Raw genomic sequence first — 25346 nt, forward strand, 5'->3', positions numbered from 1 at the left:
CGGCAAGCCGACGCCGCATCGCCCGATCGGACAGCCGACCCGCGGCACCACCGGACACAACCGGTTGCGGCGGGCCGACCGGTGGCTGGTGCATTCACCGCGGGTGGTCGCGGCGCTGGCCGCGGCCGCCGATCCGCTGGTGGTCGACCTGGGCTACGGCGCCCTGCCGGTGACGACGTTGGAGTTGGCGGCCCGGTTGCGCGGGGTGCGTCCCGATGTCCGGATGGTCGGACTGGAGATCGATCCCGAGCGGGTCCGCGCCGGGCGCGCCGCCGCCACCGGTGCGGTGGACTTCGCGTTGGGCGGCTTCGAGCTCGCCGGCCTGCATCCGGTGTTGGTGCGCGCGTTCAACGTGCTGCGGCAGTACCCGGCCGAAGAGGTCCCCGGCGCGTGGTCAACCATGCGGGCCGCGCTGGCCCCCGGTGGCCTCATCGTCGACGGCACCTGCGACGAGTTGGGGCGACGGTCGTCCTGGGTGCTGTTGGACCGCGACGGCCCGGTGAGCCTGACGCTGGCGTGCGACCCGCGGCACATCGAACGCCCCTCGGATCTGGCCGAGCGGTTGCCGAAGGTGCTGATCCACCTCAACGTGGCTGGGCAACCGGTGCACGAGTTGCTCACCGCCGCCGACCGGGCCTGGGCGGCCACGGCCGCCCACGGCGTCTTCGGGCCCGGGGAACGCTGGCGGGCCATGCTGACCGCGCTGCAGGACGCGGGGGTGCCGCTGCAGCCGGTACGGCGCAAGATCCGCGACGCGGTGCTGACCGTGCCGTGGTCCGTCGTCGCCCCCGCCTGAGCCGGACTTCGGTCACCATATCTTTGCCTAGCCTAATTAACATTTCCGTCAGCCGCTGCACCGGTCGTGACTACGGATGTTCTCATTGCTGTCCGGCAGGCAAATTAGAAGATTGCTCAAATAATTCACTCACCTGCGCCCGAGTTCTCGATACCGGCGTTAAGCTACCGGACATGCGCGAAGGAACGTGTTCTAGTACGCCACGGCAGCCCTGCTCCCGCCGCGTCGGCCAGACCCGTAGTCAACTTTGCCAGAAGGGGTGATTACGACAATGAACAGCGACTTTTCGTCACGCTGCGCATTGCGGGCGGCCGTCCTCGGACGGCGACCCCATGACTTCTAGCGTGCTGCGTGAATACGACACCCCGTCTGAGGATCCGGCCGGTTCACCGGCGCAACTCGACGCCGCCGAGCAGCAGTCCTGGCAGCGGTTCCTGGACGCGTCCACGCTGCTGCTCGAGACGTTGAACCGCGAACTCAAAGCCGTACACCAGCTCACCCTCTACGACGTCCTGCTGCTGGACCGGCTCGCCAAGTCCGAGGGTGGCGCCGCCCGAATGAGCGACCTCGCCAATGACCTGGTGCTCATTCCGAGTCGGGTGACCGCGCAGATCCGCCGGCTGGAGACCCAAGGCTTGGTACATCGGCAGGCGTGCCGCAACGACCGCCGCAGCGTGATCGCCCGCATCACCGAGCGGGGCCGGTCTCGGCTCGGGCCGGCGCTTCGGACCTACGCCGAGGGCGTCCGCGCCCTGTACTTGAACCCACTCTCCCGCCAGCAGGCCGGGGCCCTCGGCGATAGCTGCCGCCGCGTCAGCACGGGTCTGAAGGCATCGGGATTGTTCCTGAAACCACCTCCTTCCTAGTGCGGTGCGCTGGGCGCCCGACCAAGGCGGGTGGCCTCCGGCCCGCCGCTGACCGTCCTGGCCGCCGGGGTCCGCGTCTAGCCTGAAACCATGCGTATTGCTCTCGCCCAGATCACCACCGGTACCGACCCGGCGGCCAACCTGGCGACCGTCGAGGAGATCAGCCACCGGGCCGCGGCCGAGGGCGCGAGCCTGGTGGTGTTCCCCGAGGCCACCATGTGCCGATTCGGGGTGCCGTTGGGACCGATCGCGCAGCCCCTCGACGGGCCGTGGGCCGACGGGGTGCGGCGGATCGCGGCGGCGGCCGACCTCACCGTGGTCGCGGGCATGTTCTGCCCGGCGCCCGATGGCCGGGTGACCAACACCCTGATCGCCGCCGGACCCGACGTCGATACGCATTACGACAAGATCCACCTCTATGACGCCTTCGGGTTCACCGAGTCGCGCACGGTGGCACCCGGCTTCACCCCGGTGACCATCGAGGTCGCGGGCGTCACGGTCGGCCTGACCACGTGTTACGACATCCGTTTCCCCGAGTTGTATGTCGAGTTGGCGCGTCGCGGTGCGCAGCTGATCACGGTCAGCGCCTCCTGGGGGTCGGGCCCCGGCAAGCTCGAGCAGTGGACCCTGCTGGCCCGGGCCCGCGGGCTGGACACCGCCGGCTACCTCGCCGCGGTGGATCAGGCCTATCCGGGCGACGAACTCGCGGCGGCCGGGCCCACCGGCGTCGGCGGCAGCCTGCTGGTCGGTCCGTACGGCCAGGTGCTGGCCGCGGCGGAGGCGGATCCGCAGCTCATCGTCTGCGACGTGGACGTCGAGACGGTCGCCAAGGCACGCGACGCGTTGGCCGTGCTGACCAACCGCTCGCCCTTCACTCAGCTCGATAGGGCAGAATCGCGCGGGTGACGAATCCGCCGCAGGGCAACGACCCGACGTGGGCCCGCCCCCCGCAAGGCACGCCCCCGCCCGAGTCCTTCAATCCCACCGAACGCATGAGCACCGCCCCGGGCGCCGAGGCCCGGCCCACCGAGCGGATGGAGCGACCCGCACCGGAACCGGATCCGGCCACCCAATACATCCCACGCCCGGATGCGCCCCCGCCGGGCGCGCCGGGAACCCCGCCGCCGGGCGCGCCGGGAACCCCGCCGCCGGTCGAACCGGAGCGGGGCAGCGCGCTGCGCAGGTTCTTCCGGGACCCGCTGTCGATCGTGCTGGTACTGGTGATCGTGGCCGCGTTGTCGATCGCCGGCGTGCTCGGCGGCGAGCTGTACGCCCGCAAACGCGCCAATAGCATTGTGGCCCAGGTGACTTCGTGCGTAGTGCAGGACGAAGCCACCGCGTCCTTCGGGGTGGTGCCGCCGTTCCTGTGGCAGCACGTCCGCGGCGACTACACCAATATCTCCATCGAGACCGCCGGTAACCAGGTCCGCGACGCCAAGGGCATGAAGGTCAACATCGAGATCGAGGATGTCCGGCTGCAGGAGACCGCGAACTCCGGGGGCACCATCGGATCGCTGGTGGCGACCATCACCTGGACCGCCGAGGGCATCAAGCAGACCGTGCAGGACGCGATCCCGCTGTTCGGGGGCATCATCTCGAGCGCCCAGACCAACCCGAACGACGGCACCATCGAACTGCGTGGCGCGCTGGGCAGCGTCACGACCAAACCGCGGGTCGAGGACGACGGCCTGGCGCTGGAGGTGCTCAGCGTCAGCGGGCTCGGGTTCAGCCTCCCGCGCGAAACCGTGCAGCCTGCGCTGGACATGTTCACCTCGCAGCTGACCAAGAACTACCCGATGGGTATCCACGCGGACAGCGTGACCGTCACCGACACCGGCGTGACGGCCCAGTTCTCGACCACCAACGCCGACATCCCGCTGAGCAACGAGGATCCCTGCTTCGCCGGTCTGTGACAGGCGGCCGTCAGGAAAGGCCGTCGAGCACCGCGGCGGTGCCCGACAACCCGAGCCGGGTGGCGCCGGCCTCGAGTAGCGCGATCGCATCGGCGGCCGTGCGGATCCCGCCGCTGGCCTTGACGCCGAGGTCGGCACCGACCGCGGCCGCCATGATCGAGATCGCGGTCACCGACGCTCCGCCGGCGGGGTGAAACCCGGTCGAGGTCTTGACAAAATCGGCGCCCGCGTCGGCCGCGGCGCGGCACGCCGACGTCAGGGTGTCGGCGTCGGCGAGCGAAAGCAGCGCCGCGGATTCGACGATGACCTTGAGCACGGCCGTCGGCACCGCCTTGCGGACCGCGGCCACCTCGGCGGTCACCGCGGCGAAATCCCCGCTCAGCGCGGCTCCGACGTCGAGGACCATGTCGACCTCGGCAGCGCCGGCGGCCACCGCCAGCGCGGCCTCGCGGGCCTTGATCTCGCGCAGATGCTTACCGGAGGGGAAACCGGCCACCGTGGCAACGGTCAGGTCGGCCGGGGCCGCCGCGACTGCGGCGTCGACCATCGACGGCGACACGCACACCGCGAAGGCGCCCACCGCCACGGCCTCGGCCACCAGCGCCGTCACCGCCGCGGTGGTGGCCTCGGGTTTGAGCAGGGTGTGATCGACGAGCGCGGCCACCCGCTCGCGGGTCCAATCCGACATCAGAAGGGCTCCTGGGTGCCGCCGGGGTTGCAACCGGTCTCGATCATGGTCGCGGGATCGACCTGAGGACGCCACGGCTCCAGATTCCAACTGGACTTGCCGGGGTGCGCGAACTCCGCCAGTTGCCAGTGGCACCGGAACTGCTCGTGCATCCCGGGGATGTCGGCCTCCGGTGCGGCCGCGAGCACCTGGCGCCACGCCGCCTCGCCCACGGCCCGGTTGCGCAACTGGCCGGCCTCGGCGCGGCCCACCGCGGTGGGGTACACGCGCAGACTTTTCAGATCCCCCCACTGGGCCCACTCGGCGTGCTCGATCAATGCCGGCGTCGGTGCGGCCTCGTCGGCGCCGGCGGTGGCGAGCGCCGGGCACATGGCGAGGCCGGACAACACCGCCAGGGTCGCGGTGACCAACGGCAGGCGCATCGCGCTCAGCGCGACTTTCCCTGGATCTCGAGGAGTTTGGGCTTGACGTCGACGAGGTAGACGCCCGCGGCCGTCGCACAGATCGCGGCCCCGAAGATGCCCTGGAACAGCAGCAGCAACAACAACCCGCCGCCGAGGATCAGCAGCCAGACCGGCTTGGTGAGCTTGTCGACTGCGGGGTAGGCGTCGGCGCCCTGCATAGCGGCGTGCACAAACGCATAGAGGCCGGCGCCGGCTGCGGCGATCATGACGACCAACACAATGACGCCCATTAGGTTGGCAAGAATCACCTCACCACCCTAATCGGGCGTCATCGGCTGGTCGACTCCAGGCTGTGCCGCTTCGTCGACCCGGCTACGGGTTTTACTTCTGGGTGACCTTCTTGGCCGGCGCCTTCTTGGCCGGAGCCTTGGCGGCGGCAGCCTTCTTGGCCGGCGTCTTCTTGGCCGGGGCCTTCTTGGCGGGCGCCTTCTTGGCGGCCTTCTCCACGGCGATCTCGGCTTCCAGCACGGCGTCATCGACGCGGCCGGGCAGATCGACACCGACCAGCTTGGCCGCCCGCTCGCCTACGGCACGGGTCTGCGCCGCAACGGTGCCCAGCGCATCCTGGGTGACCTCGACGGCCTGGCCCACGTAGCCCTCGGCACGCCCGGCGGCGTCCTCGATGACCGGCTGGTTGCGCAGCCGCTCAAGGGCGGCCTCGCCGCGCTCGACGAGCCGGTTGTAGGTGGTCTGTGCCTGCTCGGCGTAGCCCTCCGCGACGCGGCGGAGCTCGTCGGCGGTCAGCTTCTCACGCAGGTCGCCGAACTCCTTGGGCAGCTCTTCCTGCAGCTGCACCAACCGGTCCCGCGCCTCGTCGACGCGCCCGGTCAGCTTGGCGCGACGCTCCTCCGCGCGGCTGCCGACGTCGGTGCGGGCCCCTTCGGCACGCTCGCGCAGGGTGACGACGATCTCGTTGACGGTGGCCAGGGCCAGATCGGCGGCGCCGACGGCAGCCAGCAACGGGGTCTTCAGCTCTTCGATGGTCGGGTTCTCTGCCATGTTGATCATTCCTCTCGGTCGCAAAATCTGTGGTTTCCGGTGTTGGGCGGGTGTGCTTCGGTCGCGCTGTGGTTATTCAGTGGCCGACTCCTCGCCTGCGACGATCGCGTCCTGCTCAAGCGCCGCTTCGTTCTGTTGGATGAACGAGTTGTAGATGTCCAGTAACACCTGTTTCTGCCGCTCGGTGATCGCGGCATCGGTGACCACGGCGTCCCGCACCGCGTTGCGCTCGCCGGGTTCGAGAATTCCGGCCTGGACATAGAGCACTTCGGCCGAGACGCGCAGCGCCTTGGCGATCTGGTTGAGCACCTCGGCGGACGGCTTGCGGAGACCCCGCTCGATCTGGCTGAGGTAGGGATTGCTCACCCCGGCCTTCTCGGCCAACTGCCGCACCGAAACCTGCGCCGCCTCCCGCTGACTGCGGATGAAGCTGCCGATATCGGAGGCAGCATGGGTCACCACAGCGGCAAGATTTTCGTCCTGCGTCATGGCTTCCCTCTCGTCGGTGTGGGTGTCGCGGTTGCGGAGCGCATCGGGACAAAACCCGCTGTCACAACCTGACAGATTCCCACCCTACGACGGGGTGCTAACAATTGCAAGCACTAGCTAGCGCAGGTCAGAATATGATTTGGGCCACAGAGTAGATGACCAGGCCCGCCAACGCACCCACCACGGTGCCGTTGATTCGGATGAATTGCAGGTCGCGGCCCACGTGTAATTCGATGCGCCGGCTGGCGTCCTCGGCGTCCCAGCGCTCGATCGTCTCGGTGATGATCGAGGTGATCTCGACGCCGTACTGGCCCACCAGATGCTGGGCCGCGCGCACGATCCAGCTCTCGACCTTGTCGCGGAGTTCGGGGTCGTCGCGCAGGGATTCCCCGATGCGCACCACCGTGTCGGCGATCCTGGTCCGCAGCGCGCTGGAGGGGTCGTCGACGCCGTCGAGGACCAGCCGCTTGAGCGTCTTCCACGCGGTCTCGGCCGCCCGCGCGACCTCGTCGCGGGCCATCAACTGTTCCTTGACGTTCTCGGCCTTACCGATGGTGGCCGCGTCGTTCTGCAGGTCGTCAGCGAACTCGAACAGGAACCGGGTCGCCGACCGGCGCAGCTCGTGATCCGGATCGCGCCGCACCTTGTCGGTGAAATCCATCAGCTCCCGGTGGATGCGGTCGCCGACGAGTTGATCGACGAACTTCGGCGACCAACTCGGCGAATCCCGCGTCACCACGCGCTCGATGGTCTCGCCGGCGTTCAGCGACCACTGGAAGGCCCGGTCGCACAGCAACTGCAGCAGAGCCTCCTGTCGGTGCTCGGCGAGCAGTTGGGCGAGCACCCGTCCGACCGGCGGACCCCACTGCGGTTCGGCGATCCGACGGACGATCATCCGGTCGATGATCTGCTGGACGTCGTCGTCGTTGAGCAACTCCACGAGCACCCGCAACACGGTCGCGGATTCCTCGGCTACCCGGTGGGCGTTGGCGGGCTCGGCCAGCCACTTGCCCACCCGGCTGGGCACCTGCGCGTCCCGCAGCTTCGTCTCGACGACGTCGGGCGACAGGAAGTTCTCCCGGACGAACGTGCCCAACCCCTCGCCGAGCTGGTCCTTCTTGCGGCGGATGATCGCGGTGTGCGGAATCGGTATCCCGAGCGGATGCTTGAACAGTGCGGTGACCGCGAACCAGTCCGCCAGCGCCCCGACCATGCCGGCCTCGGCCGCGGCGCGCACGTAGCCCACCCACTCCGGGGCGGTGCCGTCGCGTTGCGCCCAGGTGCAGACCAGGAAAATCACCGTCGCGCCCAGCAGGAAGCTCAGCGCGACCAGCTTCATCCGGCGTAAACCGCGCTGGCGTTCCTCGTCGCCGGCCGGATCGGCTCCCGCGATGGACTGCACCAGCGAACCCCGCGCCTGCGACATCGCGGTGGCTCCCGCCAACAGCGACGGCAGGCTGGACTCGCCATTCTTCGATACCGGCACTTCCGGTCGTACTACCACCTGACCATCATCCGCTATCTCCGACGGGCGCCGCCCGAGCGACCCAAACCAGTTAATGTGACCGTCACCGGGGTCCGGAGCCCGTTGGCCCGTATCATGAAGGCCACCTAAGGGAACGGATCTGCACCACAGTGGCACAACAACCCCAACCGGGCGCTGTCCGGGTCGACGGCCGCAAGCGGCGCTGGCACCAGCACAAGGTGGACCGACGCAACGAGTTGGTGGACGGCACCCTGGAGGCGATCCGCAGCCGCGGCCGCGACGTCAGCATGGACGAAATAGCAGCGGAAATCGGAGTTTCGAAGACCGTGCTGTACCGGTACTTCGTCGACAAGAACGATCTGACGACGGCGGTGATGATGCGGTTCGCGCAAACCACCCTGATTCCCAACATGGCCGCGGCGCTGTCCACCGAACTCGACGGCTACGACCTGGTCCGGGAGATCATCCGGGTGTATGTCGAGACCGTCGCCGCCGAGCCGGAAATCTACCCGTTTGTGTTCGCAAACAGCTCCGCTAGCAAAAGCAAGGTGATCGCCGACAGCGAACGGATCATCGCCGGAATGCTCGCCGTGATGTTCCGCCGGCGCATGCAACGGGCCGGCATGAACACCAAGGGCGTCGAGCCCTGGGCCTACATGATCGTCGGCGGTGTCCAGCTGGCAACCCACTCGTGGATGTCGCACCGGCGGATGAGCTCCGACGAACTGATCGACTATCTGACCATGCTGTCGTGGAGCGCCCTGGTCGGCATCGTCGAGGTCGGCGGGTCACTGGAGCAGTTCAACAGCATGCCGCACCCCACCCCGATCGTGCCGCCCTCCTCGGACTAGGTCGCGCCGGGCTGCGGGTCATTTAGGCTCCGGGGCATGACTCTGCCCGAGCTTTGGACCCACCATCCGCAACAGATCCTGGCGTTCCAGGCCGGCGACCGGGTCGAAGACATCGACGCCAACTCCTCCCCCGGGTTCGACGGGACCAAGAGCGATGCCCCGGCGTTGCAGCAGCAACGCAACGAGCGTTTCGCCGAACTGCAGGAGATGCTGCATGCCAACGGCCGCAGCGGTGACCACCGCTCGGTGCTGCTGGTGCTGCAGGGGATGGACACCGCCGGCAAGGGCGGCATCGTCGAACATGTTGTGGGCGCCGGGAATCCGATGGGCATCCGCTACACCAGCTTCGGTGTCCCCACCGCCGAAGAGTTGCAACACCATTACCTGTGGCGGATCCGCAAGGCCCTGCCGGGCGCCGGGCAGATCGGGGTCTTCGACCGGTCCCACTACGAGGACGTGCTGGTGGTCCGCGTGCACAACCTGGTGCCGCCGCAGGTGTGGGGGGCGCGCTACGACGAGATCAACGCCTTCGAACGGGAACTGACCGACGCCGGCACGAGCATCGTCAAGGTCGCGATGTTCGTGTCGCTCGAGGAGCAGAAGCAACGCCTGGCCGACCGGCTGGCAAGCCCCGACAAGTACTGGAAGTACAACCCGGGAGACCTCGACGAGCGGGCGCTGTGGCCGCAATACCGGGAGGCCTATCAGGCCGTCCTGGACCAGACGTCCACGGCGCACGCACCGTGGTACGTGGTGCCCGCCGACAAGAAGTGGTACAGCCGCCTCGCGGTCACCGAACTCCTGATCGAGACGCTGAAATCCCTGGAATTGCCTTGGCCCCCAGCTGATTTCGATGTGGAGGCGGAGAAGAAGCGGTTGCTTTCTTCCGCGTAGCGACGAAACCCCGAGGGACGAGGGGTGAGGAGCTGCGCCGTCCAACCCCGCGTAGCGACGAAACCCCGAGGGGGCCGGAAAACACTTTCGCCGGGTGCCATCAATTGACGGCACCCGGCGAAAGAACGGCTGAAGGCTACTTCACCAGGGTGAACTGTCCGACGTTGGTGATGCCGCGCTTGAAGAAGTCCGCGCACCCCGTCAGGTAGTGCATGTAGCGGTCGTAGACCTCTTCGGACTGGATCTCGATGGCCTTGTCGCGGGCCTGCTCCAGGTTCGCGGCCCACATGTCCAGCGTGCGGGCGTAATGCGGCTGCAACAGGTGGGTGCGCTCCAGGGTGAAGCCGGAGTTCGCGGCGAGCTTCTCGATGTCCTCCACGGCCGGCAGCTGACCGCCGGGGAAAATCACCTCACCGATGAACTTCATGAACTTCAGGTCACTGATGGTCAACTTGATGTTGTTGTCCCGGAAGAACTTCTGGGTGTGGGCCAGGATGGTGTGCAGCAACATCCGGCCACCGTCGGCGGGCAGGATGTCATAGGCCCGCTCGAAGAACACCGGGTAGCGCTCGGCCTTGAAGGCCTCGAAGGCGCCGATGCTGACAATGCGATCGACCTTGTCGGTGAATTCTTCCCAGCCCTGCATCCGCACCTCGACCGAACGCTTGGTGTCGATCCCGGCCAGCATCTTGCGGCTGTACTCACTTTGGTTCTTGCTCAAGGTGATACCGATGACGTTGACGTCAAATTTCTCGACTGCCCGGCGCAGCGCGCCGCCCCAGCCGCATCCGACGTCCAACAGGGTCATCCCGGGTTCGAGGTTCAGCTTTCCGAGGGCGAGATCGAACTTCGCGTTCTGTGCCTCTTCCAGCGTCATGTCGTCGCGTTCGAAGTACGCGCACGTATATCCCATGGTTGGATCGAGAAACAGAGCGAAGAACTCGTCCGACACGTCGTAGATCGACTGCGATTCCTCGTAGTAGGGCGCAAGTTCAGGCTCGACCGATGACATGCTCTGTGACACTCCTTGTTGTTGACAACGCGCGGGTCTGAGCAAATGCTCGGACAAAGTGGCCATCCGGCGACAACCACGTCCCCGACACGGACCCGAAGGTCCACCGCCCGATAGGCTAACCAACCAGACGGTCAGACGCCAAAGTGCGTCCGCGCCCATTGTGGTCCATTGATCTCAATAGTTGTAGAACCCTCGGCCGGATTTTTTACCCAGCAACCCTGCCTCGACCATACGCTGCAACAGCGGCGGTGGGCCGTACAACGGCTCCTTGAATTCCTCGAACATCTTGTCGGCGATCAGCTTGAGCGTGTCGAGACCGATCAGATCCGACAACCGCAGCGGACCCATCGGGTGCGACAGCCCTGCTACCACTGCCTTATCGATGTCCTCGACGGTTGCCACACCCGCTTCGGCCATCCGCACCGCCGCCAGCAAATACGGCACGAGCAGGGCATTGACCACGAATCCGGACCGGTCGGAGCACCGCACCACCTGCTTGCCCAACACCGAGCCGGCAAACTCTTCGACGCGCGCGGCGGCGGCCTCGGTGGTCACCAATGTGCTCACGAGTTCCACCAGCGGCAACACCAGCACCGGGTTGAAGAAGTGCAATCCCAGCACCCGCTGCGGATTCTTGGTGGCCGCGGCGATCTTCATGATCGGGATGCTGGAGGTGTTCGACGCCAGCACCGCGTCCGGATCGGTGATCACGCTGTCCAACTCGGCGAACACCTTGGCCTTGACGTTCTCGTCCTCGACGATCGCCTCGATGACCAATTGCCGGTCCGCCATGTCGACCAGCGACGTGGTGTAGGACAGGCGGTCCACCGTCGCGTCACGGTCCTGCTCGGAGAGCTTGCCCTTGGCCACCGCACGCTCGAGCGACGCGGTCAGCCGGTCCCGGCCCCCGGCGAGCAGCTCCTCGGTGGGCTCGAAGACCAGGACGTCGACGCCGGCCCGCGCCGACACCTCGGCGATCCCGGCGCCCATCTGCCCCGCACCCACCACGCCTACCCGCTCAATTGCACCGCTCACAGATCATCCTTCGTCTAGGTACGCGACAAGCCCCGCTCAACAAAGCTGAGCGGGGCCTGCGCTGTCAAGCCGGAACTAACTCAGTGGCTACGGCTGGTCGGTTCCACTTCGCAAGCTCAGTGGAACTGTCCCTCTTCGGTCGAACCCGCCAGCGAGGTGGTCGAGCTGGTCGGGTCCACCGTGGTGGCGATGCGGTCGAAGTACCCCGCACCGACCTCGCGCTGGTGCTTGGTCGCGGTGTAGCCGCGCTCCTCGGCGGCGAACTCGCGCTCCTGCAGCTCGACGTAGGCGCTCATCTGGTTGCGGGCGTAGCCGTGGGCCAGATCGAACATCGAGTAGTTCAGGGCGTGGAAGCCGGCCAGCGTGATGAACTGGAACTTGAAGCCCATGGCCCCCAGCTCCCGCTGGAACTTCGCGATGGTCGCGTCGTCGAGGTGCTGCTTCCAGTTGAACGACGGCGAGCAGTTGTAGGCCAGCATCTGGTCCGGGAACTCGCTTTTGACGCCCTCGGCGAACTTCTTGGCCAGCTCCAGGTCGGGGGTGCCGGTCTCCATCCAGATCAGGTCGGAGTACGGCGCATACGCCTTGGCACGGGCGATGCACGGCTCCAGGCCGTTCTGGATCCGGTAGAAGCCCTCGTTGGTGCGCTCACCGGTGATGAACGGGCGGTCGCGCTCGTCCACATCGGAGGTGATCAGCGTGGCGGCCTCGGCGTCGGTGCGGGCGATGACGACGGTCGGCACGTCGGCAACGTCGGCCGCGAGACGCGCCGAGGTCAGGGTGCGGATGTGCTGCTGGGTCGGGATCAGCACCTTGCCACCGAGGTGGCCGCACTTCTTCTCCGAGGCCAGCTGGTCCTCCCAGTGCGAACCGGCCACACCGGCGGCGATCATGGCCTTCTGCAGCTCGTAGACGTTGAGCGCGCCACCGAAGCCGGCTTCACCGTCGGCGACGATCGGGGCGAGCCAGTTCTCCACCGAGGTGTCGCCCTCGACCTTGGCGATCTGGTCGGCGCGCAACAGTGCGTTGTTGATGCGACGCACCACCTGCGGCACCGAGTTGGCCGGGTACAGGCTCTGGTCGGGATAGGTGTGGCCGCTCAGGTTGGCGTCGCCGGCGACCTGCCAGCCCGACAGGTAGATGGCCTTGAGGCCGGCACGCACCTGCTGGACGGCCTGGTTACCGGTCAGCGCGCCCAGCGCGTTGACAAACTCCATGTCGTGCAACTGCTCCCACAGCACCTCGGCGCCGCGGCGGGCCAGGGTGGCCTCCTCGACGACGTGGCCCTGCAGCGCGACGACATCCTGTGGCGTGTAGGTGCGGGTGACGCCCTTCCAGCGCGGGTTGTTGTCCCAGTCATGCTGGATCTGTTCGGGGGACTTCGGCGTGCCAACAGTAGACATTGACTGCTCCTAGCGGATTCGATGAGATCAACTGCCAGGCGCGGAGGCGTTGCCGGGATCGCCGGCGTGTTAACGCCCCCGCCGCCTAACTGGTGTGTTAACAACACCATGCCACCGTCTATACGTGCAGGTCCACCCGTTTTCGTTGCCAATTTCGGCTAGGGCCCCCGGTCGTTTTGCAAAGTTTGCGAAGATTCTGTTGCTGAACCGGTTCAGTAGCTACTGAACGGTAACAACATTGCCGCAGGTCAACGTCGAAAATACCGGACAAGCGTACTGTTAGAGCGCGAACAGCGCCGCGACCGCTTTGACGTCGTCACCGACGGCGTATGTGAGGGTTGTAACAGTGCGGTCGGTCAGTTCCGGTCCGAACATCTCGGTCGAACCGGGCGGATAGACGTGCGAAACGATCTCCAGTTGGTCGGTCAGCGCCACCGGCGCATCGTGCTCGATCGTCACCCGCAGCGGCGCCGCCACCAATTCCGGGTGTCGATGCAGATGGTCTTCGATCACCGACCAGTACACGGCATTGTTCATGTGGTCGAACATGTCGATGTCCGACACTCGCACCGGGTACGGACGGATCTCGGTGGCGTCCTGGCGCGATCCGGCCTTTAGATAGGCCTTCCATCGCAACCGGTCCACATCCGTCGTGCGTCGCAAGCCCTCGAGGAAGTCGTCGGAGATCCGCGAGGGCGCCTGGGTGTCGCGGTTGACGTTGATCCAGAACGCCTCGGACTCCATCAGGCCGCCCTTGCGCCCATCTATGCGGACCCGCATCTCACACCATCGGTTGGAGGTACCCGAACACCAGCGACGCAACCGCAGGAAGTCCTGGAATTCGATGGGTCTGATGAGGTCGACCATGGTGCGCCGGACGATCCACGCGGGGTGGACTTCCTCGAATCCGAGTTCGCGCAGGTGGTCTTGGCCGATGTCCTGGATGTGCCGGCAGGCCGCGTCGAATTTGAGCCGCCCCGCGCTGTCGATGTCGCCGACCCGCAGTGGCCACTCCCGGTTGAACACGTCCGGGTGCGGATCGGGCACCGGCATCAAGGCCTTGGCCAATCCCGCACCGGTCATCACACTGCTTCCTGTCACAACTCCCCCTCACCGACCGTCCAGCCCCCCGGCTGTCCGCCGCGATCATGCCAGTACATGGGGTTCGGCAGCTAGCCCAGCCCGTTGCAAAGCGTGTGAAGGGCCGATTAGCAACCGAGTAGCCTGGTCTCCGTGTCCAAGACGTTCGTCGGCGCCCGGGTGCGGCAGCTACGTAACGAGCGCGGATTCAGCCAGGCCGCGCTGGCACAGTTGCTCGCCATCTCGCCGAGTTATCTGAATCAGATCGAACACGACGTGCGGCCCCTGACCGTGTCGGTGCTGGTGCGCATCACCGAGGTCTTCGGGGTCGACGCCACGTTCTTCTCCTCCCAGGACGACACCCGGTTGGTGGCCGAACTACGCGAGGTGACCCTGGACCGCGACCTGGACCTGGACGTCGAGGTCGCCGAGATCGCCGAGATGGTCAGCGCGCACCCGAAACTCGCGAAGGCCCTGGTGAATCTGCACGCCCGGTACCGCCGCACCACGGCCCAACTCGCCGCCGCCACCGAGGGCCGGTTCAGCCTCAACTCCGAAGGGAGCGGCACCGGATCCATCACGATGCCCCACGAGGAGGTCCGCGACTTCTTCTACCAACGGCAGAACTATCTGCACGAACTCGACGCCGCGGCCGAGGACCTCACCCTTCGGATCCATATGCACCGCGGCGACCTGGCCGGCGATATCGCGCAACGACTCTCGCAGTTGCACGGGGTGCGCATCGTCAAGCGCGTCGATCTCGGGGACACCGTCCTGCACCGCTACGACCCGCATACCAAGACCCTGGAGATGAGCACCCATCTTTCGACGGGCCAGCAGGTGTTCCGGTTGGCCACCGAATTGGCCTATCTGGAGTTCGGCGGTCTCATCGACGAGAAGGTCACCGAGGGCAAGTTCACCAGTGACGATTCCCGCACCCTGGCCCGGCTCGGGCTGGCCAACTACTTCGCCGCGGCCGTGGTGCTGCCCTACCGGCAGTTCCATGAGGTCGCCGAGAAGTTCCGGTACGACATTGAACGGCTCTCCGCGTTCTATTCGACCAGCTACGAGACCATCTGCCACCGGCTCTCCACGCTGCAGCGGCCCTCGATGCGCGGGGTCCCGTTCTCCTTCGTCCGAGTGGACCGGGCGGGCAATATGAGTAAACGCCAGTCCGCCACCGGATTTCACTTCTCCTCCGCCGGCGGCACCTGTCCGCTGTGGAACGTCTACGAGACGTTCGCCAACCCCGGCAAGATCCTGGTCCAGATCGCGGAGATGCCCGACGGCCGCAACTACATGTGGGTGGCGCGCACCGTGGAGCGTCGCGCGTCCCGCTACGGTCAACCGGACAAGACCTTCGCCATCGGCCTGGGCTGCGAACTGCGCCACGCCGAACGACTGGTCTACTCGGAGGGCCTGGACCTCTCGGGCGCGGTGTCCACACCGATCGGCGCCGGTTGTCGGGTGTGCGAGCGCGACAACTGTCCGCAGCGCGCATTCCCCGCGCTGGGTCGAGCCCTGGATCTCGACGAGCACCGCAGCACGGTGTCCCCCTACCTGGTGAAGCACTGAAACCGAAAGGCCTTCACAATGACGTTTGAACCCGCGCGCATCCCGGTCAGCAGCACCGTGCGCGACATCGGACCGATCAACTGGGCGATCTGCCGTCTGGGCGCTCGTGGTATCCGCGCCCCGCAGTTCCACCTGTTCAATGCGTTGTCGCGGCACAGCGCACTGTTCTGGGCCTGGCTCCCGTTCTCGGGGGTCCTGCTGTACTGGGGTCGGCTATCGCGTCAGGACGCCGAGATCGTGATCCTGCGGGTCGGGTCGCTGCGTGATTGCGAGTACGAACTGCAACAGCATCGACGGTTGGCGCGTTCGCGCGGTATCGACGACGGGTTGCAGCAGAAGATCTTCGCCGGTCCGGACGCCGACGGGCTCACCGATCGGCAGCGGACGCTGCTGCGCGCGACCGACGAATTCATTCTGGATCGGGCCGTGACACCGGCTACCTGGACCGCGCTGGCCGCCCACCTGAACACCAAGCAGCTCATCGAATTCTGCCTGCTGGCAGGCCAATACGACACGCTCGCGGCCACGATGAACACCCTGCAGTTGCCGCTGGACTTCCCGGACTAGGACGCCGATCCGCCGAAGGTGCTGGTCTTCTCGGCGGTGACCTGGAAGCCCTGCGGCGGTCCGCCGGCCGCCGCCAGGCAGGCCACCCCACCGTCGGTCAGCGCCAGGCACGTCCCGCCGTTGGAATCGATGCGGTGCCCGGCCGGCAACTGCCGGATGGGGCCGGGATAGGCCGGCGTACTGAACGGCGGGTTGCCCGCCGGGCGGGTCCCCACCGGTCCCGGTACCCGCGCGAAGATCTCGTTGTGGCGGTTCTCGACGCCGGGAAGCGGGCCGTCGCAGGCGATTTCACCCCCGCTGAACAGTGCCATCTTGCAGGTGAGACCGCCACTGACGGTGAACACCGGGAACAGGTTCTTCGGCCCGGATCCCACGAGGTAGCTGTCCTCGCTACCGACGAAGTCGTTGGGGTCGGGAAAGTCGGCGGGCAGGCCCGCGGTCGGCGGCCCGATCTCGGTGCCGTCGGCCGATACCGTCATCCACGCGGTCGCCGGAGTACCCTTGGTGCACACCGTCTTCGGGCCCTGCCCCACCGCACATTCGAAATCGGCGAAGCTGATCTTGTGTCCCACCTCGAGCACGCGCGCGGCCCCGCCGGTCGGCTTGACGAACTGTGGGGTCGCGGTCGCGCGCAGGCCCCGGTCGTGCTGATCGGCCGACAGCACGATCTCGTTGGCGGACACCGGCACGCCGGGCAGCGGACCGTCACAACCGGCCCTGCCCTGCGCGGGCCGCATCGCGCACAGCAGTCCGTCGGGAGTCTGGAAATACACCTCACCGCCGTTGGCCGAGGTGTCCAGGTAGCGCTCCACCGGTGCCATCTGGTAGCCGCTGAGGTCGGGCGCCTCGGGGGCGGCCGCGGCCGGGCCGGCCGCAAACAGCGCCAAGGGCGCCGCTATGGCCGCCGCCGCCAGACTCGCCGCAGATCGCATGATCAAAAGTTGATCATGTGCCCGGTGAGGCCGTGGAAACACTCCTGCAGGGCCTCGGACAGCGTTGGGTGGGTGTGGACGTTGCGGGCCAACTCGTTGACCGTCAGATCCCACTTCTGGGCCAGCGTCAGCTCCGGTAGCAGTTCGGCGACATCCGCGCCGATGAGATGTCCGCCGATGAGTTCCCCATACTTGGCATCCGCGATGAGCTTGACGAAACCGCTGGGGTCGCCGAGGCCGTGCGCCTTGCCGTTCGCGGTGAACGGGAACTTCGCGACCTTGACGTCGTAGCCCTCCTCGCGGGCCTGCTCCTCGGTGAGGCCGAAGCTGGCCACCTGCGGCTGACAGAACGTCGCCCGCGGCATCATCCGGTAGTCGCCGAGGGTCAGGGTCTCGGCCCCGGCGATGGTTTCGGCCGCCACCACGGCCTGCGCCTCGGCGACGTGGGCCAGTTGCAGCTTTCCGGTGACGTCGCCGATCGCGTAGATGTGGTCGACGTTGGTGCGCATGTAGTCATCGATACCGATGGCGTTGCGGTCCGTCAGCGAAACCCCGGCCGCCTCCAGGCCGTAGCCCTCGACGTTCGGTGCGAATCCGATGGCCTGAAGGACCTTGTCGGCCTTGAGTTCCTGGGTGTTGCCGTCCGTGCTCACGTGCACGGTCACCGAGGAGCCCTCGTCCTTGATCGCCTCGACCTTGGTCCCGGTGAGGATCTTCACGCCCAATTTCTTGTACTGCTTCGCGATCTCCTTGGAGACCTCGGCGTCCTCGTTGGGCAGGGCGCGCGGCAGGAATTCGACGATGGTGACGTCGACGCCGTAGTTCTTGAACACGTAGGCGAACTCCATGCCGATGGCACCGGCGCCGGCGATGATCATCGACCCAGGCAACTCCCGGGACAGGATCTGATCCTCGTAGGTCACCACGTTCTCCGACAGCGACGTGCCGGGTACCAGGCGGGTGCTGCTGCCGGTGGCGATGATCGCGTGAGAGAACTCGACCTGTTCGGTGCCGCCCTCGTTCAGCGCAACCTCGAGCGCGTTGGGCCCGGTGAACTTGCCGTAGCCATGGATCTCGGTGATCTTGTTCTTCTTCATCAAGAAGTGCACGCCGGCGACCCGCCCGTCGGCCACCTTGCGGCTGCGGTCGAACGCCGCGCCGTAATCGAAGGTGGCCTCCCCGGAGATCCCGAAGGTCTTGGCCTCCTTGGCGAACAGATGCGCGAGTTCGGCGTTGCGCAACAGCGCTTTAGACGGGATGCAACCGACGTTCAGGCAGACGCCACCCCAGTACTTCGGTTCGACGATGGCGGTCTTCAACCCGAGTTGAGCAGCGCGGATAGCCGCGACATAGCCACCGGGTCCAGCTCCGAGAACGACGACGTCATAGTGAGTCACGCGACCAGCCTAGTAGGCGGCCATGCTCACCCGCCTACGGTTGGGCGGTCAGGGCGTGATCCAGCGGAATACGTACATGCCGTAGAGCGCCGCGGCGCCGAGGCCGACCGCGAACGGCGTCGTCAGCACCGCAATCGACGTCACCGCCACCAGCGGTCGGTCCTGGACCATCGCCATCAGCAATGCGGCGACGGTGCAAACGATCACCGCCATCAGCACGGCGAATTCCGGCCAGGCCTTGTCCAGGGATTGGAACCACCAGTAATAGAAGCCCGCTCCGGCGGCGGCGGCCACCGCCCAGACGCCCAGCGTCAGCAGGATGAACTTCCACCGCTTGACTGCGATCAACTGCCCAGGAACCACGGTGGGCTGCGCGGGCACCGGCACCGGTTCGGAGCGTTCGTCGAGGTCAGAGCTGTCGTCGTCGGCGATATCGCGCGCCGCGTCGTCGAGTTCCGCCTCGGTCGCGGCGGACTCCTCGGGACCGCCCCACAGGCTCAGCGGTTGCGGGTGCGGACCGGTGTCGAAGATCGGCGCGGGATGCGGTTCGGTGAGCGGCATCGACCCGGTGTCCAGGCGCGGCGGCGTGAACCACGGTGATTTCGACTCAGGCATTTCGGACCACCTGGATCAACACGAGTACGGCGAACCAGCCCGGCGCGATCGCCAGCAGGAATGCCCCGAATGTGGTCACCCAGCGTTGGGCTGCGGTGAGGATCATCGCCAGGCCGAGTACGGTCGGCACCCCGAGGACCAGGGCGATGACGACGTCGGGCCGCAACGGCGCCTGAATCTGCAGCGCCGCGACGATGCCCAGCACGACGCCGACCGCGGCGCCGATCAGCATCGCGCCAGTCAGTTGCCACGCCCTCGGAAGGGGAATCACACCGAAAACAGTACGGCGCGATCCGGTGTCGACCCGGCTACCCGCGCGGCGTGGCACACACAGTTACCGATTTGGTACAGGACAGACATCTGCGGCCTCGGCCACCACCGCGCCACGCGGGCCGGGCGGGGCGAGTCCGCGTTCGTAGTCAGCCCCGGTGAGGGCCGGGACCTGCGCCAATGCTGTGAGTTCGGGTTCGGTGAAGGCCCGGCCCCGGGCCAGGAAACGCACCCCGTCGGGGACCTCGAGGCTGAACCCGCCACCGCGGCCCGCGACCAGGTCGATCACCAGCTGAGTGTGCTGCCAGGCGTCGAACTGCGGCCCGGAGATCCACACCGGCACGCCGTCGGGTTGCCGCTCACAGCTCACGTCGAGCAGCCCGAGCAACACGTCGCGGTCGCCCACGATGAAGTCGCCGTCGGGGTAGCACATCGGCGACGAGCCATCGCAACAGCCGCCGGATTGGTGGAACATCACCGGGCCGTGCCGCTGCTGCAGACCGCCGAGGTGGTCGGCGGCGGTGCGGGTGATCAGCACACGCGGGGGGACCGCCATGCACGCCACCCTACTGGTGCCGGGACAATGGCGACATGGCTGACGTGACGGCAACCGACCCGTACCTCTGGCTCGAGGACATCACCGGCGACGACGCCCTGGACTGGGTGCGCGCCCACAACGAACCCACCCTGGCCGAACTCCGCGACGAGCGCTTCGAGCAGATGCGTTCCGAGGCCCTCGAGGTACTGGACACCGATTCCCGGATCCCCTACGTGCGCCGCCGCGGTAAATTCCTCTACAACTTCTGGCGTGACGCGGCCAATCCACGGGGCCTGTGGCGTCGCACCACCTTGGCGCAGTACCGCACCGATACCCCCGACTGGGAGGTGCTCATCGACGTCGACAAGCTCGCCGAGGTCGACGATGCCAACTGGGTGTGGGCCGGGGCCGATGTCATCGAACCCGATTACAGCCGCGCGTTGGTCAGCCTTTCCCGGGGCGGGTCGGATGCGGCCATTGTCCGTGAATTTGACATGGCGACACTGGAATTCGTGTCCGACGGGTTCGAGGTGCCCGAGGCGAAGACACAGATCACCTGGGCTGACGCCGATGCCGTACTGATCGGCACCGACTTCGGGCCGGACTCCCTGACCGACTCCGGCTACCCCCGCATGGTGAAGCGGTGGCGGCGCGGACAGCCGCTGGCCGAGGCGCAGACGGTGTTCACCGCATCGAAACAGGACGTCATCGCGGCGGCCGCGGTGGACCGGACACCGGGTTTCGAGCGCACCTTCATCCGCCGCGCCGTCGACTTCTTCAACGACGAGGTCTACGAGTTGCGCGGGGAGGAGTTGATCCGCATCGACGCGCCCACCGACGCATCGGTGTCGGCCCACCGGAACTGGCTGCTGATCGAACTGCGCTCGCCCTGGTTCGCCGGCACCGTCGAGTACCCCGCCGGATCGTTGCTGGCCGCCGACTACGACGAATTCCTATCCGGCACAGCGTCGTTGACCGCGGTTTTCGAGCCGGATGCACACACCGCGCTGCATCACTACGCCTGGACGCGGGACCGGCTGGTGATGGTGACGTTGGCCGATGTGGCCAGCCGCGTGGAGGTGCTCACTCCCGGCAGCTGGGAGCGGGCCGCCGTGCCGGGCATCCCCGAGAACACCAACACCGTGATCGTGACCACCGACGAACTCTCCGATGAGGTGTTCCTGGACTCCAGCGGTTTCACCACCCCCTCCCAGCTGTTGTGGGGGCCGGCGGGCGGCGCACTCGAGGCCGTCAAGTCCGCGCCCGCGTTCTTCGATGCCGAACACCTCGAAGTGGTACAGCATTTCGCCGCCTCGGCGGACGGCACCGCGGTGCCCTACTTCGTCGTGGGCCCGTCCAACGCCGACGGCCCCCGGCCGACGCTGCTGGGCGGCTACGGCGGTTTCGAGGTCGCCAGGACGCCGGGGTACGACGGCGTGCTCGGCCGGCTCTGGCTCGCGCGCGGCGGCACCTACGTGCTGGCCAACATCCGCGGCGGCGGGGAGTACGGCCCCACCTGGCACACCCAAGCGATGCGGGAGAACCGCCACAAGGTGTACGAGGACTTCGCCGCGGTGGCACGGGATCTCGTCACCAAGGGCATCACAGACGTCGAACACCTGGGTGCCCAGGGTGGCAGCAACGGCGGGCTGCTGATGGGCGTCATGCTGACCCGGTACCCGGAATTGTTCGGTGCGCTGGTGTGCCAGGTGCCATTGTTGGACATGAAGCGGTTCCACCTGCTGCTGGCCGGTGCGTCGTGGGTCGCGGAATACGGCAATCCCGACGAGCCGTCGGACTGGGAGTTCATGGCCGAATACTCGCCATACCAGAATATTTCGCCCGAGGCCGACTACCCCGCGCTGCTGATGACCACCTCGACCCGCGACGACCGGGTGCACCCCGGCCACGCCCGCAAGATGACCGCCGCGCTGGAGGCCGCCGGGCACCGGGTGCGGTACTACGAGAACATCGAGGGCGGCCACGCGGGTGCGGCCGACAACGCGCAGACCGCGTTCAAGTCCGCCCTCAGCTACAACTTCCTGCACCGCATGCTGGGCTCGGTGGCGACCGAATAGACCTGCCCCGCGCCTGGCTGCGTCAGGTCACCGCATCCTCTGGCTCACGCTGGACCGGCTGGGGCCACGGCGACGGCCGCGGCCGCGGACGCACCTGCAGCGGCCACCAGAACCAGCGTCCGAGCAGGGTGGCGAGCGACGGTGTCATCAACCCTCTGATCACGAAGGTGTCGAAGATCAGGCCTATCGCGATCGTGGTGCCGACCTGGCCGATGACGATCAGATCGCTGACCGCCATTGTCGCCATCGTGAAGGCGAACACCAGGCCGGCGGCCGTCACCACGGGGCCGCTGCCGGCCATGGCGCGGATGATGCCGGTGCGCAATCCGGCGTGGACTTCCTCCTTCATTCTCGATACCAGCAGCAGGTTGTAGTCCGCGCCGACGGCCACCAGAACGATGACCGACATCGGTAGCACCATCCAGTGCAGGGGAAGTCCGATGACGTGTTGCCACAGCACCACCGACATCCCGAATGCGGTGCCCAAGCTCAGCGCCACGGTGCCGACGATGACCAGCGCGGCCACCAAGGCCCGGGTGATGATCATCATGATGACGAGGATCAACATGAGGGCCGCGGTGACCGCGATGAGCAGGTCGTAATCCGCGCCTTCCTGCATGTCGTCGAACATCGCCGCGGTGCCGCCGGCGTAGACCAGGGAGCCTTCCAGTGGAGTCCCCTTGATCGCCGCAGCCGCAGCCTTTTTGAGCGGTTCGATGCGGGAGATGCCCTCTTCGGTCAGCGGGTCACCCTGGTGAATGATGGTGAACCGGACGGCATGCCCATCCGGTGACATCATCAGATCCATGCCGCGGATGAAGTCGGCGTTGGTGAATGCTTCCGGCGGAACGTAGAACGAGTCGTCGTTCAGGGCTTCGTCGAACGCCTCGCCCATTGCGGAGCTGTCTTCCTGCTGTGCCATCGTCAGGTCCTGCTGAGCCTTCTGGACCTGATACTGGTTCAGCATCATCTGCTTCTGGTTTTTCATCGACTGGATCATCGCCGGCATCACGGCGGTCATCTGCAGCGTCAGATCGGCCATCCGGTCGAGGTCCGGCACCATGTCTTGGAAGTCGTCGGACATCGTCGACATCCCGTCGATCGTTTCGAAAATCGAACGCATGGCCCAACAGACCGGAATGTTGTAACAGTGTGGCTCGAAGTAGAAGTAGTTGCGTATCGGGCGGAAAAAGTCGTCGAAGTTGGCCAAGTGATCGCGCACCTCTTGCAAGGTTACGGAAGTGTCGCCCATCTTGTCAGCCATGCGCCGCGTAACCTCGGACAGTTCCACGGTGATGGAATGCATTGTCTCCATGGAGTCGACGGTGTTCTGCATCTCGTCGGCCTGAGCCAAGATGTTGTCGATGACGCGCTGTTGGTAGTCGTTGGCCATCAGCTGGCCGACGCCCTGCTGGCCGATCATGTACGGGATGGTCGTATGTTCGATCGGCTTGCCATCGGGCCGGGTGATGGCCTGCACCTGGGCAATTCCCTCGACGCCCGCGAGCGCCTTCGCGATCTTGTCGATCATCAGGAACCCTGCGGGGTTTCGCAGATCGCGGTCGGTCTCGACCATCAACACGTCCGGGTTCATCCGGGCCTCGGAGAAATGCCGAGTCGCCGCCGCGTAACCGACGTTTGCCGGTATGTCGTCGGGCAGAAACAGCCGGTCGTTGTAGGTCGTGTGATAACCGGGCAGCGCAAGCAGGCCGACCAGGCATCCCGCGAGGGCGATCACCAAGAACGCACCGGGCCAGCGGACGGTCGAGGTGCCGATCCGACGCCACGCCCGGGTCGACGTCTTGGCCTTGGGCTCCAGCACGTTGCCGAACCGACTAACCAACGAGATCATCGCGGGACCGAACGTCAAGGCGATCACGATGCCGAACACCATCGCCACGGACATCGGATAGCCCATGCTCTCGAAGTAGGGCAGCCGGGTGAAGTTCAGGCAGAAGGTGGCACCGGCGATGGTCAATCCGGAAGCCGCCACCACGTGCGCGGTCCCGTGAAACATCGTGTAGTACGCCGATACTCGGTCCTCACCGGATCGGCGCGCCTCCTGATAGCGGCCGACCAGGAAGATCCCGTAGTCGACCGCCGTCGCGATGGTCAGGGTGACCACCAGGTTGGTGGCGAAGGTCGTCAGCCCAAAAACGTTGTGATGGCCCAAGAAGGCGATCAATCCGCGCGCGCCCAGCAGTCCCATGGCAAGCATGCTGAGCAGGACCAAACTCGTTGTTATGGACCGGTAGATCACCAACAGCATGACCACGATGAGACCGAAGGTGAGCGTTTCGATCGTCCGCATGCTCTTGTCGCCCACGGCGTTCTGATCTGTCATCGTCGCTGCCGCGCCCGTCACGTACACGTCCACCCCTGGGGGCGTCGGGTGCCTTACGACGATGTCGCGGACGGACTGCACCGACTTGTTGGCCAAGGTCTCGCCTTGGTCGCCGGCGATATAGACCTGGGTGTAGGCGGCCTTGCCGTCGACGCTCTGCGCGCCGGCCGCGGTGAATGAGTCGGACCAGAGGTCCTGCACGTACTGGACGTGTTCGGTGTCCGCGCGCAGGTCGCGGACCATCTGCTCATAGAACGCGAGCGCTTCGATTCCCAGCTTGTCCTCGCCCTCGAGCACCACCATCACCGAACTGCTGGTGTCGTACTCCTCGAACGTGGTACCGATGCGCTTCATCGCGATCATCGACGGCGCATCCTGCGGACTCATCGAGACCGCGCGCTGCTTGCTCACCACCTCCAGTTGCGGCACCGCGGTGTTGAGCAAAGCGACGATGACAATCCACGCCAAGATGATCGGCAGTGCGAAGAGCCGGATCAGCCGCGGCAGCCATGCCCGCTTCGGTCGGGTGATGGGGTTCGGTTCTGTCGCGGGTTCGTCGACCGGTGCGGTCATGCGGACTTCACCAAACAGAACGTCTGGGCGTTGACACCCGTGACCATCTTTTCATCCTTGATTTCGTCGTCCACGGTGATCCGGCAGGTGATCGTCTGCCCGTCGGTTTGGGCAATGATGTTCGGCGCGACCGACGGTGCCGTGGTCTCCAGCGTCAAGGTCCACGGCAGCGCCACGGTTCCGGCGCGCACCGGCTTGCCGTCGAGGTCGAGATAGTTGACCACTGCGGTGCCCGAACCGAACACCTCGTAGGTCACGACCTTGGGGATGAACTTCTCCGCGGTGTCCGCGCCGATCGGCGTCACCAGGACCGGTTCGGAACCGAATACCGTCCGCAGCTGCGACACCGTGAGAAAGCCGACTACCGCCGCGACGACGATCATGGCCGGTAGCCAGACGCGCATGATCAGCTTCATCGCCGGCGTCCCCTCGGGCAGACGGCGGCCGACAGCACAGGTCGGAATCGATCGACGGCAGT

General features: G+C 66.4%; 26 protein-coding genes. 9 read left to right on the top strand and 17 right to left on the bottom strand.

The window, feature by feature from the left end; genetic code table 11:
* Positions 1-25 precede the first annotated feature (25 nt).
* The 4 genes from RCP80_RS20065 (at position 26) to RCP80_RS20080 (ending at position 3575) form a co-directional block, all read left to right on the top strand.
* Entirely contained in the window at positions 26-796 is a 771-nt protein-coding gene (locus tag RCP80_RS20065; RefSeq protein ID WP_373693549.1) for a class I SAM-dependent methyltransferase, read from the top strand.
* A gap of 332 nt (positions 797-1128) precedes the next feature.
* Positions 1129-1662, top strand: coding sequence for a MarR family winged helix-turn-helix transcriptional regulator (locus tag RCP80_RS20070; protein WP_308479338.1), 534 nt, complete (start codon positions 1129-1131; stop codon positions 1660-1662).
* 90 nt (positions 1663-1752) lie between these two features.
* On the top strand, positions 1753-2568 hold the full coding sequence (locus tag RCP80_RS20075) for a carbon-nitrogen hydrolase family protein (protein ID WP_308479339.1): 816 nt from the start codon (positions 1753-1755) through the stop codon (positions 2566-2568).
* Positions 2565-3575 (top strand): LmeA family phospholipid-binding protein, encoded by a 1011-nt coding sequence (locus RCP80_RS20080; protein ID WP_308479340.1) that lies wholly within the window; start codon positions 2565-2567, stop codon positions 3573-3575. The genes RCP80_RS20075 and RCP80_RS20080 overlap by 4 nt, the downstream gene beginning before the upstream one ends.
* A gap of 10 nt (positions 3576-3585) precedes the next feature.
* Here the strand turns inward: RCP80_RS20080 and deoC are convergent, their stop codons facing one another.
* The 6 genes from deoC to RCP80_RS20110 all read right to left on the bottom strand — a co-directional run bounded on the left by deoC (position 3586) and on the right by RCP80_RS20110 (position 7641).
* Positions 3586-4263: a deoxyribose-phosphate aldolase gene (gene deoC, locus RCP80_RS20085; RefSeq protein ID WP_308479341.1), complete on the bottom strand. Its 678-nt coding sequence runs from the start codon at positions 4261-4263 to the stop codon at positions 3586-3588.
* Entirely contained in the window at positions 4263-4685 is a 423-nt protein-coding gene (locus RCP80_RS20090) for a DUF2599 domain-containing protein (RefSeq protein ID WP_308479342.1), read from the bottom strand. Before RCP80_RS20090 ends, deoC begins: the two co-directional genes overlap by 1 nt.
* A gap of 5 nt (positions 4686-4690) precedes the next feature.
* Positions 4691-4957: a DUF2516 family protein gene (locus RCP80_RS20095; protein ID WP_308482949.1), complete on the bottom strand. Its 267-nt coding sequence runs from the start codon at positions 4955-4957 to the stop codon at positions 4691-4693.
* Between the two features lie 91 nt (positions 4958-5048).
* The gene (locus RCP80_RS20100) at positions 5049-5726 is read right to left on the bottom strand and encodes a heparin-binding hemagglutinin (protein ID WP_308479343.1); all 678 of its coding nucleotides are present in this window, start codon (positions 5724-5726) and stop codon (positions 5049-5051) included.
* A 72-nt stretch (positions 5727-5798) separates the two neighbouring features.
* On the bottom strand, positions 5799-6215 hold the full coding sequence (locus RCP80_RS20105; RefSeq protein ID WP_308479344.1) for a helix-turn-helix domain-containing protein: 417 nt from the start codon (positions 6213-6215) through the stop codon (positions 5799-5801).
* A gap of 127 nt (positions 6216-6342) precedes the next feature.
* A complete protein-coding gene (locus RCP80_RS20110; protein ID WP_308482950.1) occupies positions 6343-7641 on the bottom strand; it encodes a DUF445 domain-containing protein in 1299 nt (432 codons plus the stop codon).
* Between the two features lie 209 nt (positions 7642-7850).
* On the opposite strand from RCP80_RS20110, the gene RCP80_RS20115 reads away from it, so the two are divergent.
* A complete protein-coding gene (locus tag RCP80_RS20115) occupies positions 7851-8552 on the top strand; it encodes a TetR/AcrR family transcriptional regulator (protein WP_308479345.1) in 702 nt (233 codons plus the stop codon).
* 36 nt (positions 8553-8588) lie between these two features.
* A complete protein-coding gene (locus RCP80_RS20120; RefSeq protein ID WP_308479346.1) occupies positions 8589-9446 on the top strand; it encodes a polyphosphate kinase 2 family protein in 858 nt (285 codons plus the stop codon).
* A gap of 136 nt (positions 9447-9582) precedes the next feature.
* Here RCP80_RS20120 and RCP80_RS20125 read toward each other — a convergent pair whose 3' ends face one another.
* The 4 genes from RCP80_RS20125 to RCP80_RS20140 all read right to left on the bottom strand — a co-directional run bounded on the left by RCP80_RS20125 (position 9583) and on the right by RCP80_RS20140 (position 13982).
* On the bottom strand, positions 9583-10458 hold the full coding sequence (locus RCP80_RS20125) for a cyclopropane mycolic acid synthase family methyltransferase (protein ID WP_308479347.1): 876 nt from the start codon (positions 10456-10458) through the stop codon (positions 9583-9585).
* Between the two features lie 177 nt (positions 10459-10635).
* Entirely contained in the window at positions 10636-11496 is an 861-nt protein-coding gene (locus RCP80_RS20130; RefSeq protein WP_308479348.1) for a 3-hydroxybutyryl-CoA dehydrogenase, read from the bottom strand.
* 116 nt (positions 11497-11612) lie between these two features.
* The gene (gene aceA / locus RCP80_RS20135) at positions 11613-12899 is read right to left on the bottom strand and encodes an isocitrate lyase (RefSeq protein WP_308479349.1); all 1287 of its coding nucleotides are present in this window, start codon (positions 12897-12899) and stop codon (positions 11613-11615) included.
* A gap of 279 nt (positions 12900-13178) precedes the next feature.
* Positions 13179-13982 (bottom strand): acyl-[acyl-carrier-protein] thioesterase, encoded by an 804-nt coding sequence (locus RCP80_RS20140; RefSeq protein WP_308482951.1) that lies wholly within the window; start codon positions 13980-13982, stop codon positions 13179-13181.
* Positions 13983-14132: 150 nt separating this feature from the next.
* Here RCP80_RS20140 and ramB point away from each other — a divergent pair, with 150 nt between their 5' ends.
* The gene (gene ramB / locus RCP80_RS20145; RefSeq protein ID WP_308479350.1) at positions 14133-15554 is read left to right on the top strand and encodes an acetate metabolism transcriptional regulator RamB; all 1422 of its coding nucleotides are present in this window, start codon (positions 14133-14135) and stop codon (positions 15552-15554) included.
* 18 nt (positions 15555-15572) lie between these two features.
* A complete protein-coding gene (locus RCP80_RS20150) occupies positions 15573-16121 on the top strand; it encodes a carboxymuconolactone decarboxylase family protein (RefSeq protein WP_308479351.1) in 549 nt (182 codons plus the stop codon).
* Here the strand turns inward: RCP80_RS20150 and RCP80_RS20155 are convergent.
* The 5 genes from RCP80_RS20155 to RCP80_RS20175 form a co-directional block, all read right to left on the bottom strand.
* Positions 16118-17053, bottom strand: a complete 936-nt coding sequence (locus RCP80_RS20155) for a hypothetical protein (RefSeq protein ID WP_308479352.1) — start codon at positions 17051-17053, stop codon at positions 16118-16120. The genes RCP80_RS20150 and RCP80_RS20155 overlap by 4 nt on opposite strands.
* Positions 17054-17055: 2 nt before the next feature.
* On the bottom strand, positions 17056-18450 hold the full coding sequence (lpdA, locus tag RCP80_RS20160) for a dihydrolipoyl dehydrogenase (protein ID WP_308479353.1): 1395 nt from the start codon (positions 18448-18450) through the stop codon (positions 17056-17058).
* A gap of 48 nt (positions 18451-18498) precedes the next feature.
* Positions 18499-19065, bottom strand: coding sequence for a hypothetical protein (locus RCP80_RS20165; protein ID WP_308479354.1), 567 nt, complete (start codon positions 19063-19065; stop codon positions 18499-18501).
* Entirely contained in the window at positions 19058-19336 is a 279-nt protein-coding gene (locus tag RCP80_RS20170) for a putative holin (RefSeq protein WP_308479355.1), read from the bottom strand. The genes RCP80_RS20165 and RCP80_RS20170 overlap by 8 nt, the downstream gene beginning before the upstream one ends.
* A 63-nt stretch (positions 19337-19399) precedes the next feature.
* The gene (locus RCP80_RS20175) at positions 19400-19891 is read right to left on the bottom strand and encodes a DUF779 domain-containing protein (protein WP_308479356.1); all 492 of its coding nucleotides are present in this window, start codon (positions 19889-19891) and stop codon (positions 19400-19402) included.
* Between the two features lie 35 nt (positions 19892-19926).
* Between RCP80_RS20175 and RCP80_RS20180 the strand changes: the two genes are divergently transcribed.
* The gene (locus tag RCP80_RS20180) at positions 19927-21951 is read left to right on the top strand and encodes a prolyl oligopeptidase family serine peptidase (RefSeq protein ID WP_308479357.1); all 2025 of its coding nucleotides are present in this window, start codon (positions 19927-19929) and stop codon (positions 21949-21951) included.
* A gap of 22 nt (positions 21952-21973) precedes the next feature.
* Here the strand turns inward: RCP80_RS20180 and RCP80_RS20185 are convergent, their stop codons facing one another.
* Positions 21974-24868, bottom strand: coding sequence for an MMPL/RND family transporter (locus tag RCP80_RS20185; RefSeq protein ID WP_308479358.1), 2895 nt, complete (start codon positions 24866-24868; stop codon positions 21974-21976).
* On the bottom strand, positions 24865-25284 hold the full coding sequence (locus tag RCP80_RS20190; RefSeq protein WP_308479359.1) for an MmpS family transport accessory protein: 420 nt from the start codon (positions 25282-25284) through the stop codon (positions 24865-24867). The genes RCP80_RS20185 and RCP80_RS20190 overlap by 4 nt, the downstream gene beginning before the upstream one ends.
* Between the last annotated feature and the right edge of the window lie 62 nt (positions 25285-25346).

The organism is Mycolicibacterium sp. MU0053, assembly GCF_963378095.1.
In the GTDB taxonomy this organism is placed as follows: Bacteria; Actinomycetota; Actinomycetes; order Mycobacteriales; family Mycobacteriaceae; genus Mycobacterium; species Mycobacterium burgundiense.